Genomic DNA, 12,869 nt, shown 5'->3' on the forward strand with positions numbered 1-12,869 from the left:
CGCTCGACCGGATCGCGATCTCGATCGGCCGGCACGCCGCGCGTCCCACCGGCCTGGACGCGCTCGCGACCTGCACGCTCGCCTGACCAACCCCCAGGCGCCTGACGGTCGTGGCTCCGGTCCCGGGAGCCGCGACCGTCAGGCGCGCAGCTTCTTCAGCACGCCGGCCTTGATGTGCGCGCTGGCCCGGATCGCGTCGAGCAGGTCGGCCACGCGCGGATCGTCGAGCATCGTCGGGCGGTGGGCCGCGTAGTAGGTGACGTCGGGCAGGTCGGTCACCGGCACCGTGACCAGGCCGGGCGCGGGCGTCACGCAGCCGCTGACCACCGTGACACCGACCCCGAGCTCGACGAAGTGGATCGTCAGCGGCCAGCCCTCGGCCTCCACCGCCACCCGCCACGGCGCCTTCGCGGCCCGCATCGCCCGCTCCAGGTTGACCCGGAACGGCCGCGACGGCGGCGGCACCACCAGCTCCTCGCCACCGAGGTCGGCCAGCGTCACCGAGTGCCGGCCGGCCAGCCGGTGCGTCGCCGGCGCCAGCAGCACCTGCGGATAGGTCGCGACCGGCGTGACGACCAGGTCGTCGGGCAGCACGTCGAGCGCCGACACGCCGAGGTGCGCCCGTCCGGTGCGCACGGCCGCCAGCATCTGGTGCCGGTGGGTGTGCAGCAGCCGCAACGACCCGGGCCGCTCGGCGAGCGTGGTGCGGATGACGTTCGCCAGCACGTGCATGTAGGCGGCGTGCCCGGCGGCCAGCACGATCGGCCGCGTGGTGGGCGTCACCCGGAGCTCCTCCAGGAAACGGCCGAGCCGGTCGTCGTGGTCGCGGGCGAACCGGGCGACCGCCTCGCCGTCGGGGGTGAGCACCAGGCGGCGGCCGACCCGGTTGTAGAGCGGCCGCCCGACCTGGCGGGCCAGCGTCGCGAGCTTGGCGTGCAGCGCCGGCTGGGAGATGCGCAACTCGGCGGCCGCCCGGGTGAGGTTGAGGTGGTCGGCGAAGATCGCGAACGCCGACAACGCGTCGGACGAGATGCGCGCTCCATCCATAACCTGAGCCTATAGCTATCTCGCCAGATCATAGTGTGAATAGAACCGATCATTCGTCACCCTTGATCCATGACGACAAGATCCCGCATCGAACCCCCCGCTCTCGATACAGCCCAGCTCGCGGCCATGCCGCTGCACGCCATCACCGAGGTCTTCGGGGAGGCGGGCCTCACCCAGCGCCTCAGCTACGAGATCGGCCGGCTGCCGGCCGACTCCCGCTACGCCGTCGCCGACGCCGCCGAATGGGCCCTGCGCCTGCACGCCGACCAGCGCCGCACCCGCGAGCCGTACGCGAACCACGTCCTGCGGGTCACGCTGCGGATCCTCTGCCACTACAAGGTCACCGACCCCGAGGTCCTCATCGCGGCGCTGCTGCACGACGTGGTCGAGGACCAGCCGTGGGCGGCGGCGGGGGTCGCCAACCACGGGCCGCCACCGCGGGCGGCGGCCCTCGCGGTGATCACGTCCCGGTACGGCGCCCGGGTCGCGCGACTGGTCGCGGCCGTCACCAACCCGGTCCGACCCGGTGGCACGGACTGGCAGTCCCTCAACCTGCAGTACGTCGAGCACCTCGCGACCAGCCTGGACGCCGAGCCGTGGGCCCGGGTGCTCAAGCTGAGCGACTTCACTGACAACGGTGTCGGAATCATCCACACGGTCGGGCCGAAGGTCCGGCACTCCGCCCGCAAGTACAACGGCTTCCTTCCGGTGCTCCGCGAACTGCTCGACCGCCCGGACACGCCGCTCACGGAGGGGGTGAAGAGGCACATCAACGGTCAGCTCGATCTGGCGGAGCGCCGGTTCGCCGCGATCCTCGACGCCGACCGCCGGTAATTGTCACGGTGGGTGTGTACGTCGGTGTACGTCCCTGAACGTGTTGGGTATGCTCCCGCAGGTGCGCCGGATGGTTCCAGTGATCCCCCCGTCCGGCGCACCACCCACACCGGCGCGGGAGGCGACGATGGACGGCAGGCAGCCCGAGCACACTCCCCGCCGTCCCGACTGGGTCTGCCGGGACTGCGGCGAGCCGTGGCCCTGCCCGACCCGGCGGGACATGCTGCTCGACGAGATGCGCGTCAACCCGCTGGCGGTGGTGCTCTACCTGGCCGCGTGCTTCGAGGAGGCGTCGTCGTCGCTCGACGACCCCACCGGTGACGCGGTCTACAGCCGCATGTTCGGCTGGATCGGAGACCGCGGCTCCAGGTAGGTCTCCGCGATCGCGTCGACGATCGCCGGGTCGTCCGTCCACACAGGATCGTCGGGACGGGGGTGGTGGAAGACGACCTCGGTGAAGCCGAGCGCCGCGTACCGGCCGACGAAGTCGGCGAACGCGTCGAGGCTGGCGAGTGGTCGCTCGGTGGTGTTGCCGATCAGGATGATGCGATCGATGCCGGCCGGGTCGCGCCCGATCGCGTCGCAGTGCGCCGCGAGGATGTCGGCCTGCTCGCGGACGGCGCGCTCGCCGGCCTCCGACCCGTCGGTGATCCACGCGTCGGCGAACCGGGCCACCAGCCCCAGGGTGCGGCGGCCACCGGCGGCGACCGCGAGCGGAAGCCGGGGCCGCTGCACGCACCCGGGCAGCATCATCGCGCCGTCCACCGCGTAGTGCCGGCCGCGGTGCGACGTCTCCGGCTGGCGCAGCAGCACGTCGAGCACCTCGACGAACTCGGCGAGCCGGTCGACCCGCCGCCCGGGGGTCAGCGGCCCGTCGCCGAACACGGTCGCGTCGAAGCCGATGCCACCCGCGCCGATCCCCAGCGTGAGCCGGCCGGCGCTGATGTGGTCGAGCGTCATCGCCTCCTTGGCGAACGTCACCGGATGGCGGAAGTTCGGCGAGGCGACCATCGTGCCGAGCCGGATCGCCGACGTGGCACCGGCCATCCCGGTGAGCCAGGGCACCGCGGCGAACCACGGCCGGTCGCGGTACCGGCGCCAGGACAGGTGGTCGTACGTCCACAGGCTGTGGTAGCCGAGCCCTTCGAGGCGCCGCACCTGCGCGACGGCCGCGGGGAACGGGTCGGTCGGCAGGACGAGGACACCGATGCGCATCAGGCCGGCTCCAGTTGGCGGACCATCGGGGTGAGCAACGTGTTCAGCTCCCGCACGAGCACGGCCACCGCGCGGACCGCGCCGTCGACGACGTCGTCCGCGCCGTCGGGAGCGGCGGGCAGGCCGTCGAGCGGCAGCGGAGCCTCGACCAGCAGGGTCGCCCGCACGTGCGGGGCGCGGGCCGTGTCGCGGGCCGGCGGTTGCACGTACTGGCCCATCACCACCGGCCAGTCGCGCCAGCCCTGGTCGTGCGTCCACGCCCGGGTGGTGGTGAGCCCCGCCGGCCACGGCGCCACGAGCGTCACCCACGCACCCAGGCCACCGTCGTACTCGTTACGGACGCAGGTCGCGTTGAGCACCCGCCGGTGCGACCGGACGTACCCCGGGTCGAGCCGGGTGGCCAACCGCCACGCCACGCACGCGAACCCCACCGGCGAGATGTCGCCGACCGTGTCGGCGAACGCGTCGAGGTGCGCGGCCACGTGCTCCGCGTACCGGCTGGTGCCGGAGGTGGCCCGTTCGCGGTCGTAGCCGTGGTCGATCCAGAACACCTGGGTCACCCGGCGAGCCTAGCCTCCGGCCGTTGCCCCCAGACGCCGATGTGCCCAGACGTGGATGTGCCCAGACGCGGATGTGCCCGGCCCCTGGGGAGATGGGCCGGGCACATCGGGTCGCGGTGATCAGGCGCGGGCGTAAGGGTTGGTGTCGTTGTCGCCGTAGTGGACGGTGTCCGGCACGCCGTCGAAGTTGTTGTCGCTGACGGTCTTGTCGATGTTGCCGTCCTCGTCCGGGTCGTACTGGACCTGGTCGACGCGGCCGTCGAAGTTGCGGTCGAACGCGGCCAGGTCGAGCTGCCCGTCGTGGTCGGTGTCGGCAGCCGCGGCGTCGACGTAGCCGTCCTCGTTGGTGTCGGCGTAGACCCGCTCGGGGCTGCCGTCCTCGTTGGCGTCGACGTAGGCGGTGTCGAGGGCGACGCCACCGTGCTCGTCGGTGTATACGGCCTCGGGACGCCCGTCGCCGTCGGCGTCGGTGGCCGCGATGTCGGCGTAGCCGTCGTGGTCCACGTCGGAGACACCGAGCTGCGAACCGTCGGTGAACTGCGCGACGATCGTGTGCTCGTCGTGGCTCGGCTCGGGCTGGTAGCCGTCGTCGTGGCCGTAGTCGCCGCCGGTCGGCTCCTCGTACTCGCTCATGTCATGTCCTCCAGTGAAGTGGAACGCATTGTGTCCTGGCTGCGCTTACAGGAACCACACTATGGGCGGTTTCCCGACAGCTGATCCCCGGTTCGTGCCACCCGGTGATCAGGCCACGAACGCGTTCACTCCTTCGTACTCCGCCACAGTTGCGGTTCCGGTGCGGTCGTACTCCAGGAGCAGCAGCCCGTTCGGCGTCACCTCGTGGTGGGCCAGGCGGAGCCCGACCGGCGCGCCGGGGTGGTCGAGCAGCCTCCTCCCGGTCCCCACGACGGTCGGCGCCACGACGAGCCGCACCGTGTCGACCAGCCCGGCCGACAGCAGCGACCGACCCAGCCGGGCGCTGCCGTGGATCTGCAGCTCGCGCCCGGGCCGCTCCTTCAGCGCCCCGACAGCCTTCACGTCGGCGAGCACGGTGGTGGGGTTCCAGGTGCCGTCGGTGAGCGTGGTCGAGACGACGTACTTGGGAAGGGAGTTCATCGTCGCGGTGTACGGGTCGTCCGGGTCGGTGATCGCGGGCCAGTCGCGGGCGAACGCCTCGTAGGTGCGGCGTCCCAACAGGAGACCGTCGGCGCGGCTGAGCCACTCGACGGTGCGCCGCACGAACCGCTCGTCGAGGTGCGGAACGAGCCAGCCGCCGCGGGTGAAGCCGTCGCTGGTGTCCTCGGTGGGGGAGCCGGGGCCCTGGCAGACACCGTCGAGCGTCACGAACTCCGTGAGCGTGATCCTCATGCTGTGCCGCCCACTCCGGTGCCGCCCGCTCCGGTGCCGCCCGCTTCTACGACCGCCGCCAGCTGGCCGGCCACCGTGCCCCAGCCGTCGGCGAAGCCGAGCTTCTCGTGCAGGGCCCGGGCGGCGGGGTCACCGTGGCGCACGAGGATCCGGTAGTCGGTCCCCTCGGCGTGGTCGCGCATCGCGATCTCCGCGGTCATCACGATGGGACCGGGGTCGGCCGGCCGCCACGAGCTGTCGACCGCGTTGGTGAACACCAGCCGCTCGTGGTCCTCCACCACGAGGAACGTCACGTCCATGTGCGGACCGAACGCCACGCCGTCGTCGCTGATCCGGGTGACGAAGCCGCCGCCGGGACGCGCCTCCAGCCGGTCGACCCGGCACACCGCGGGCGCCGGTACCCACCAGCGGGCGAAGACGGCCGGGTCGGTCCACGCGCGCCAGACGGCCTTCCTCGGCGCGCGGATGACCCTGTCGAGGGCCAGATCGAGGTCGGGGTTCACTGTTCCTCCTCCAGCAGGGTGGCGAGGCGGTCGGTGCGCTCGTCCCAGATGCGGCGCTGCTCGGCGAGCCAGTCGTCGACGACGGCGAGGCGCCCGCGGTTGAGCTCGCAGGTGCGCACGCGGCCACGCTTGGCCGTGCTGATGAGCCCGGCCGACTCGAGCACCCGGATGTGCTTCATGAACGAGGGCAGGGTCATGGGGAACTCGCCGGCGAGGTCGCCGACGCTCGTCGGACCCCGGCCGAGGCGGCGGATGACGCCGCGCCTGGTGGGGTCGCCGAGCGCGACGAACACGTCGTCGATGTCGCGGTCGAGCACCGCTGAATACTGTGCCACGCGGCTAAGTATTGCCGCCGACAATACTTAGCGCAAGGGCTTAGTGTTGTCGTTCACCCAGGCTCCCAGCAGCCCGCGGAAGTGCGCGACGAAGCGGTCGTGCTCGTGCGGCGGGAACGTCGACGTCACCGTCTCCACCAGCAGGTCGTCGAACGCCGACGAGCCCACCCACTCGTGCACCATCTCGTCGACGTGCCCAAGCCGGGTGGCGCAGAACTCCTGGTAGCGCTCGGTCTCGAAGTACTCGTCGGCGAGCCCGCGGTAGGCGGCGAGCTTCTCGCCGTAGGACAGGTCGGGGTCGTCGCCGATGTCGAAGTAGCGGCGGGTGTCGGTGTCCAGCCGCGGCTGGCGGCCGGTGACCACGCAGAACGCGCTCCAGCGCAGCAGCGCGGTCATCGCCCACGGGAAGTAGTAGTGCAGCGAGGTCAGCGACACGTCGGGGCACGCGTTGGCGTAGTCGATGGGATGCACCTCGGAGCCGCTCACCAGCGACTCGCACGAGTTGAACTCCCACCGGAAGAACGCGTTCACCAGCCGGGAGATCGTGACGACCTCCTCGCCCGCGCCGGCGTCGAGGAAGTTGTGGTCGACGGCGTACCGGTCGTGCATCGGCAGCTCCGGCCGGAACCGCATCACCATGGTCTCCGGACCGATGGTCAGCGACCGGGCGAACACGTCGTACCCCTCGACCGCCTGCTGCAGGTGCATGAGCCGCTCGCCCGACTCGTCGTAGGCGGCGTGCAGCTCCGCCGAGTTGCGGATCTTCGACACGCCGACCCAGGCGCCGCCGTCGTACGGCTTCATGAACAGCGGGTAGCCCAGGCTGCCGGCGACCTCGTCGAGGTCGAACGGCTGGTTGTAGCGGGCGGCCGTGTACGCGTAGCGGGTGTTCTCCGGCGGGTTCTTGTACGGGACGAGCACGGTGTCGGGCACCTTCAGGCCCAGCCGCATCATCGCGCAGTAGGCCGCGTGCTTCTCCATCGACTGGAACGTGAACGGGCTGTTGAGCAGGTACACGTCGTCCATCAACGCGGCCTTCTTCAGCCACTCGCGCGGGTGGTAGTACCAGTAGGCGAGCCGGTCGATCACCAGCGAGTGGCGGGGCTTGTACCGCAGGTCGAAGGGCTCGATGGTGACGCGCCGCGTGGTCAGCCGATGAGCGGTGCCGTTCTCACCCGAGATGACGCCGAGCCGGCGCACGAGCGTCTCGAACGCCCGCGGCCAGTCCTCCTCGGTTCCCAGCAGTAGACCGATGATGTGTTCCGTCTCGCCCATTGGTGACTCCTAACAGAACCGGGGTAGGTGGTGTGCGAGTTGTGCCCGCCACGATGGCCAGTCGTGCGGAACGTCGTACCCCCAGAGGTCCAGCTCGTACCGGATCTGCTTGTCACGCAGCAGCTCGGCCATCCGCTTCGTCGACTCCAGCGACCCGGTGGTGTCCTCCCACTGTCCCTGACCGCACACCAGCAGCACCGACAGCCGCGACCGCAGCCAGTCGAGGTGGTCGCCGTGCAGGTGCGCGACGTAGGACAGCGGGCTGTTGAAGTACGTCCCGTCGCCCCGGTCTCCCCAGCCCCGCCACGCGCCCGGGTCGTAGTTGCCCGACAGGCAGATCGCCAACGGGAACAGGTCGGCCCGCTTGAACGCGAAGTTCAACGCGTGGAACGCGCCCATCGAGGCGCCGGTGGTGATGATCTCGCCGTCACCGGTGTCGGCGCGGATGAACGGCACCACGGCGTCGGTGATCCACCGCTCGTACTTGGTGTGCTCGGCCGCCCGGTCCTCCATCGGCTTGTCGGCCGCCGACCAGCTCGCCCCGTCGTGGGAGTCGACGCAGTACAGCTTCACCCGGCCGGCCTCGACCAGCGACCGGACCGCGTCGACCATCCCGTTGTTCGCGAAGTCCCAGGCCCGGCCCTGCTCCGAGGGGAACACCAGCACAGGGCGCCCGTAGTGCCCGTAGCGCACCACCGTTCCCGCGCCACCCGTCGCCGGCGACGCTAGTTCGACCGCATGTTGCTGCATGGAGACGATCACCCCCACACACGGCGTAGCAGATCGGTCAGGTGCGGGTCGAGCGCGTCCCGCCAGGCGGTGAAGTTGTGCGCGTCCGGCACCTCCGCGGTGGCCACCGGATAGCCCTGTGCCCGCAGGGCGTGCGCCATCTCGCGGTTGTTGTGGCGGTTCTCCTCCGCGCGTCCACAGGTCACCGCGACCGGAACCGGATCGCCCACCGGCGCGCGGACCACGCGCCCGACGAACCTCACCAGCCGCAGGTAGCGCTGGAACCCGGACTCGTGGCCGTCGTAGTTGGGCCGGAAGAAGCTTCCCGACTGCAGGAACAGCCCCGCGAAGGACCCGGGGTGACGGCGGTGCGCGTGCAGCATCGCCAGCGCGCCCAGCGAGGCGCCCATGCCGACGACCGGTTCGGCGGTGCCGAGCTCGGCCCGCACCCGCGGCAGAACATTGGTGACCAGCGCCCGCGCGTACCGGGGGTTGGCCGAGTACCACTCGTTGCGGTCGCCGGGCGACAGCAGCACCAGGTGGAACGGCGCGACCCGGCCGGCGCGCACCATCGCCGCGCAGTACTGGGTGAGCGAGGCGAACCGGTCGTACTCCGGGCCGTCGTGCGCGACCACGACCCGCGACGTGCGCGTGGTCGGCGACCAGATGTGCACGTCGATCGACGCGCTCAGCTCCGGCGCGGCGACCTTCAGGTCCTGCGTGGACTCCTCGGGACCGTCCCAGGTCAGCCACGGCGGCGGAGCGTACTCGGGGCAGACCAGCTCGGACTTGTCGCCGAACGCGCCGGGTACCCGGCGCGGGTTGGCCGGGTCGCACACCGTCTCCACGCCGCCGTCGGGGTGGCGCAGCTCGAACTGGTACTCCAATCGGGCGACGGGCGGGCGGGGCACGCTGAGCGTCCAGTCGTCACCGTCGCGGGCGAACGACAGCAGCGTGCCGGGGATGCCGACGCCCTGTTGCAGCCGCACGCCCGTGAGCCGCCCGTCGGGGTCGTGGTAGCGGAACGAGAGGACGCCGTCCCGGCACTCAGCCACGCGGGTCGGCGCTCTGGACCACTTCGAACTCCAGCAGGCTCGACCCGCTGGCGACCGGACGGCTCCGCTCACCGGCGTGCGCCTCCCGGGCGGGGCCGTTCGACCACGCCTGGAACGCCTCCTCGCTCTCCCACTTGGTGTAGACGAAGTACCGGGTCTCCCCGGCGACCGGGCGCAGCAGCTGGAACTCGAGGAAGCCGGGCGAGCCCTCGACCGCGCCGTGCCGGGCGGCGAACCGCCGCTCCAGTTCGGGGCCCGCGCCCTCGGGAACCTCGATCGCGTTGATCTTCACAACTGCCATGTCCGAGAGCTTATCCGGCGGGGCGTTCTGTCTACAGTGGATGGTCGCCCGGCCGTGTGCGGACGCACCATACTGGGCACGTGACTCGGACCAGGGTGTACCTCGAGGTGGGCGCGAAGCGCACGTTCGCCATGGCGCCCGACTGGCCCGGCTGGGGACGGTCGGGCCGCACGGCCGACGACGCGCTCGCGGCCCTGGCCGACTACGCCGCGCGGTACACGGACGCGGTCGGCGCGGCCGTGTCCACGGATCTCGAGATCGTGGAGACCGTGGCGGGCAACGCGACCACCGACTTCGGCGCCCCGGCGGCGTTCGCCGGCGCCGACTCCGCGCCGGTGTCGGCCGCGGCCGCCGAACGGACCGCCGCGCTGGTGTCGGCGTGCTGGGCCGCGCTCGACCGCGTCGCCGCCGGTTCACCGGAGGACCTGCGTAAGGGACCGCGTGGGGGCGGGCGTGACCGCGACCGGATGCTCACGCACGTCATCGAGACCGAAGCCGCGTACGGCCGCAAGATCGGCGTGAAGCACAAGCCGCCGGCGCTCGGAGACCGGGCGGCGCTGGAGGCCATGCGGGCGGACATCCTCGCGGTTCTCGGCGCGCCGTCGGACGGTGCGCCGCCCCCGAAGGGATGGCCGGTCCCTTACGCGGCACGGCGGATCGCGTGGCACGCCCTCGACCACGCGTGGGAGATGGAGGACCGGCGGCCGGGCTGATCGTCTCCTGACGGCCGCGCCGGCCGGGTCTCCCGGCCGGGCTGAGAAGTGTCGTACCTGTTGTCTAGATTGCTGGCATGACCCTGGATCTGCTCGCCCTGCTGCCCGACGGCTGGCGGGAGCGCATGGAGCCGCACCTCGACCCGGCGACGGTCGCCACGCTCACGGCGTTCGTCTCGGCCGAGTACGAGAGCGAAACCGTGTTCCCCCCGTTGGAAGACCTGTTCACCGCGTTCCGGCTGTGTCCGCTGGAGTCGACCAGGGTGCTCATCCTGGGCCAGGACCCGTACCACAAGCAGGGCCAGGCGCACGGGCTCAGCTTCAGCGTGCGTCCCGGGGTGTCGGTGCCGCCGTCGCTGCGCAACATCTACAAGGAGCTGCACGACGATCTCGGGGTCACGCCGCCGAAGAACGGCGACCTCACCGGCTGGGCCAGCCAGGGGGTGCTGCTGCTCAACGCGGTGCTCACCGTGCGGTCCGGCAAGCCGAGCTCGCACGCCAACCAGGGCTGGGAACACTTCACCGACGCGGCGATCAAGGCGCTCGACGACCTGCCGTACCCCGTGGTGTTCGTCCTGTGGGGCAGCTACGCGCGGAAGAAGAAGGCGCTGGTCACCAACCCGAAGCATGTCGTGCTGGAGGCGGGCCACCCGAGTCCGATGAACCCGAGGGGCTTTCTGGGCAGCCGTCCGTTCAGCCAGATCGCCAAGGCCCTTGCCGACGCCGGCCGCGGGCAGGTGAACTGGTCGTAATGCGTATCGCCTTCGCCGCCGACGACGAGAACGACACCACCCGCGCCGTGCTCGACCTTCTGGCCCGCCGCGGCGACGAGGTGGTGCGCGTTCCCGCCGACGCTGGCGCTCCCGCTGGCGCTGGCGATTCCGTCGATGCTGGCGCCGGTGCTGCGGCCGCGCCGGGGGGTTCGGGCGCGGCGGCGGCGGGTTCGGGTGCGGCGGGGGCCGTGGCGTGGCCCGATCTGGGTGCCGGTGTCGGGCGGGCCGTGGTGGAGGGCGCGGCCGACGTCGGGATCGTCATGTGCTGGACCGGTACGGGCACGGCCATCGCGGCCAACAAGGTGCCCGGGGTACGGGCGGCCCTGGCCTGGGACCCGTGGATCGCCCGCGGGGCCAGGCTGTGGAACGACGCCAACGTGCTGGCGATGAGCCTGAAGCGGCTCGCGCCCGACGTGGCCGTGGAGGTCACCGAGGCGTTCCTCGCCGTCGAGGAGGCCGATCCGGAGGAGGGGGAGAACATCGCGGCGCTCGATCGGCTGCTTCCGCCGTAGGCGGGTGGTCTGTCGTGCACCCGTCAGAGTGTCCTGACCAGGGTATCCACGGAGTGCGATCCGGCCAGATTGTGGCAGGCTGGAAGCTCAGGGGGATCCGACCGGGATAGGGGCCGGGATAGGGGGACGTCGTGGCCGGGGGACAGGCGGCACGTGCCACGCAGGTGGCCCGTAGCGCCGCTGTGCCTGGCAGAGCGGCTGGCGGGGCGGCTGGCGGGGCGGCTGGCGGGGCGGCCGGCAGGGCTGCCGGCAGGGCAGCAGGGGGCGCGGCAGGCAGGGCAGCGGCGGCCGGTGGGGCCGCCGGTAGAGCAGCGGCGGCCGGTGGGGTGGCCGGCGGGGTGGCCGGCGGGGTGGCCGGTAGAGCAGCGGCGGCCAGAGCGGGTGCCCGGGGAGCAGGCAACGGCGCTGCGGCCGGAGCGGGGGCAGCCAGACAGCCCTCCCGGGTGCGGCAGGTTCGGCGGGTTCCGCGCGAGCAGCGTCCCCTCGAGCTTGTCCGTCAGGACCAGCAGCGGCGCATCTGGCAGCGCACCGCGGCCAAGCGGGCCGCCCGGCAGGTCGAGACCGAGCAGGCGATCCTCGACCGGGAGCAGCGGCTCCGCGCCGCCCGCGAGGAGCCGCCGCCGTACGGGAGCGAGCCGGAGAGCTACGAGGCGTACGTCCGGCGCCGGCACGCCGAGGCCCGCGAGGCCACGGTGGCGGCCGCCGCCAGGTGCTCCGCCCTCGACGACCTGTGGGCGACGGCCCTGGCCAGCCCGTTGCACGTCAGCTTCGGGTCGCTGCGGCGCCGGGTCTCGCATGTGCCGTTCGAGGCCGGGGCACTGGCCACGCCGCTGCCCGAGCCGCGCGCCGAGGACTTCCAGCCGGTCGGTCCGACGCTGCCGACATGGCTGCCCGGGCAGCGGGCCGCCCGGGAGCGCGCCCGCCGGGCCGCCTACGACGAGTACCGGCAGGCGCTGGCCGAGCACCGGGCGGCGGAGTACGACCGGGTGCGGCGGCTGTCCGTCGCGCGTCTCGACCACCAGCGCCGGGAAGCCACGGTCGCGGCCGAGGCGAACGCGCACAACGCCACCATCGACCGGCTACGCAGCGGCTACCGCGACCACGAGCCGGCCGCCGTCGAGCAGTTCGCGCGCATCGTCCTGTCGGCCCGGTCGTGGCCCGAGGGCATCGTGCTGCGCTGGCGGCTGAACTACCGGCCCGACTACTGCCAGATCGACGCGGAGTGCGTGCTGCCCGGTCCCGAGGTCGTCCCCGGGGTGCGGCGCTACCGCTATGTCTCGGCCGCCGACGCGATCCGCCGCCAGCTGGTGCCCGTCGAGGAGCTGCGGCGCCGCTACGACTCCGCGGTCGAGCAGATCGCCCTGGTGGCGCTGTTCGACCTGTTCCACGCGCTGGCCCCCGACGTGGTCGACGTCGTCCACCTGACCGGGCGGCTGTCCGCGCCAGCGCCCGAGCCCGAGCCGTGCCTGGTCAGCGTGGCGGCGGCCCGGTCGGAGTGGGCCGAGCTGAACACCGGAACGGATCCGCCGGCCGAACTGCTGCGCCAGCTGGACGCCCGGGTGTCACCGAGCCCGTACGACGCGGTTCCCGTGGTGCCCTGGTAGGGCGGTCGACGGCTGGCCGGCAGCGGGCTGCGGCGCGAGCTCGCTGGT

17 protein-coding genes are annotated in these 12,869 nt (G+C 72.2%); 6 read left to right on the top strand and 11 right to left on the bottom strand.

Annotation, left to right across the window (positions count from 1 at the left end; translation table 11 throughout):
- Positions 1 to 138: 138 nt before the first annotated feature.
- Positions 139 to 1,047 carry a LysR family transcriptional regulator gene (locus tag Voc01_RS15240; protein WP_203928069.1) on the bottom strand — a complete coding sequence of 303 codons (909 nt, stop codon included), beginning with the start codon at positions 1,045 to 1,047 and terminating at the stop codon, positions 139 to 141.
- A gap of 69 nt (positions 1,048 to 1,116) precedes the next feature.
- Between Voc01_RS15240 and Voc01_RS15245 the strand changes: the two genes are divergently transcribed.
- Positions 1,117 to 1,881, top strand: coding sequence for an HD domain-containing protein (locus tag Voc01_RS15245; RefSeq protein WP_239160213.1), 765 nt, complete (start codon positions 1,117 to 1,119; stop codon positions 1,879 to 1,881).
- A 70-nt stretch (positions 1,882 to 1,951) separates the two neighbouring features.
- Complete coding sequence (locus Voc01_RS15250; RefSeq protein WP_203928070.1) at positions 1,952 to 2,254, top strand: hypothetical protein; 303 nt, start codon at positions 1,952 to 1,954, stop codon at positions 2,252 to 2,254.
- On the opposite strand, the gene Voc01_RS15255 is transcribed toward Voc01_RS15250, so the two are convergent.
- From Voc01_RS15255 to Voc01_RS15300, 10 genes are all read right to left on the bottom strand, one after another.
- Complete coding sequence (locus Voc01_RS15255; RefSeq protein ID WP_203928071.1) at positions 2,209 to 3,096, bottom strand: LLM class flavin-dependent oxidoreductase; 888 nt, start codon at positions 3,094 to 3,096, stop codon at positions 2,209 to 2,211. The genes Voc01_RS15250 and Voc01_RS15255 overlap by 46 nt on opposite strands.
- On the bottom strand, positions 3,096 to 3,656 hold the full coding sequence (locus tag Voc01_RS15260) for a hypothetical protein (RefSeq protein ID WP_203928072.1): 561 nt from the start codon (positions 3,654 to 3,656) through the stop codon (positions 3,096 to 3,098). Before Voc01_RS15260 ends, Voc01_RS15255 begins: the two co-directional genes overlap by 1 nt.
- A gap of 120 nt (positions 3,657 to 3,776) precedes the next feature.
- Entirely contained in the window at positions 3,777 to 4,289 is a 513-nt protein-coding gene (locus Voc01_RS15265) for a hypothetical protein (protein ID WP_203928073.1), read from the bottom strand.
- A 108-nt stretch (positions 4,290 to 4,397) separates the two neighbouring features.
- Positions 4,398 to 5,021 carry a dihydrofolate reductase family protein gene (locus Voc01_RS15270; RefSeq protein WP_203928074.1) on the bottom strand — a complete coding sequence of 208 codons (624 nt, stop codon included), beginning with the start codon at positions 5,019 to 5,021 and terminating at the stop codon, positions 4,398 to 4,400.
- Entirely contained in the window at positions 5,018 to 5,524 is a 507-nt protein-coding gene (locus Voc01_RS15275; protein ID WP_203928075.1) for an SRPBCC domain-containing protein, read from the bottom strand. Before Voc01_RS15275 ends, Voc01_RS15270 begins: the two co-directional genes overlap by 4 nt.
- Entirely contained in the window at positions 5,521 to 5,859 is a 339-nt protein-coding gene (locus Voc01_RS15280) for an ArsR/SmtB family transcription factor (protein ID WP_203928076.1), read from the bottom strand. Before Voc01_RS15280 ends, Voc01_RS15275 begins: the two co-directional genes overlap by 4 nt.
- 27 nt (positions 5,860 to 5,886) lie before the next feature.
- Positions 5,887 to 7,134, bottom strand: coding sequence for an ATP-grasp domain-containing protein (locus Voc01_RS15285; RefSeq protein ID WP_203928077.1), 1,248 nt, complete (start codon positions 7,132 to 7,134; stop codon positions 5,887 to 5,889).
- A gap of 9 nt (positions 7,135 to 7,143) precedes the next feature.
- Positions 7,144 to 7,884, bottom strand: a complete 741-nt coding sequence (locus Voc01_RS15290; protein ID WP_203928078.1) for an esterase family protein — start codon at positions 7,882 to 7,884, stop codon at positions 7,144 to 7,146.
- 8 nt (positions 7,885 to 7,892) lie between these two features.
- Complete coding sequence (locus Voc01_RS15295; RefSeq protein WP_239160214.1) at positions 7,893 to 8,918, bottom strand: alpha/beta hydrolase; 1,026 nt, start codon at positions 8,916 to 8,918, stop codon at positions 7,893 to 7,895.
- Positions 8,911 to 9,219 (bottom strand): antibiotic biosynthesis monooxygenase family protein, encoded by a 309-nt coding sequence (locus tag Voc01_RS15300; RefSeq protein ID WP_203928079.1) that lies wholly within the window; start codon positions 9,217 to 9,219, stop codon positions 8,911 to 8,913. The genes Voc01_RS15295 and Voc01_RS15300 overlap by 8 nt, the downstream gene beginning before the upstream one ends.
- 80 nt (positions 9,220 to 9,299) lie before the next feature.
- Here Voc01_RS15300 and Voc01_RS15305 point away from each other — a divergent pair, with 80 nt between their 5' ends.
- The 4 genes from Voc01_RS15305 to Voc01_RS15320 all read left to right on the top strand — a co-directional run bounded on the left by Voc01_RS15305 (position 9,300) and on the right by Voc01_RS15320 (position 12,821).
- Positions 9,300 to 9,932 carry a hypothetical protein gene (locus Voc01_RS15305; protein ID WP_203928080.1) on the top strand — a complete coding sequence of 211 codons (633 nt, stop codon included), beginning with the start codon at positions 9,300 to 9,302 and terminating at the stop codon, positions 9,930 to 9,932.
- Between the two features lie 77 nt (positions 9,933 to 10,009).
- On the top strand, positions 10,010 to 10,684 hold the full coding sequence (locus tag Voc01_RS15310) for a uracil-DNA glycosylase (RefSeq protein ID WP_203928081.1): 675 nt from the start codon (positions 10,010 to 10,012) through the stop codon (positions 10,682 to 10,684).
- Positions 10,684 to 11,217 carry an RpiB/LacA/LacB family sugar-phosphate isomerase gene (locus Voc01_RS15315; protein ID WP_203928082.1) on the top strand — a complete coding sequence of 178 codons (534 nt, stop codon included), beginning with the start codon at positions 10,684 to 10,686 and terminating at the stop codon, positions 11,215 to 11,217. The genes Voc01_RS15310 and Voc01_RS15315 overlap by 1 nt, the downstream gene beginning before the upstream one ends.
- Before the next feature lie 443 nt (positions 11,218 to 11,660).
- Positions 11,661 to 12,821, top strand: coding sequence for a hypothetical protein (locus Voc01_RS15320; protein ID WP_203928083.1), 1,161 nt, complete (start codon positions 11,661 to 11,663; stop codon positions 12,819 to 12,821).
- Positions 12,822 to 12,869 lie beyond the last annotated feature (48 nt).

Source organism: Virgisporangium ochraceum (assembly GCF_016863655.1).
GTDB lineage: Bacteria > Actinomycetota > Actinomycetes > Mycobacteriales > Micromonosporaceae > Virgisporangium > Virgisporangium ochraceum.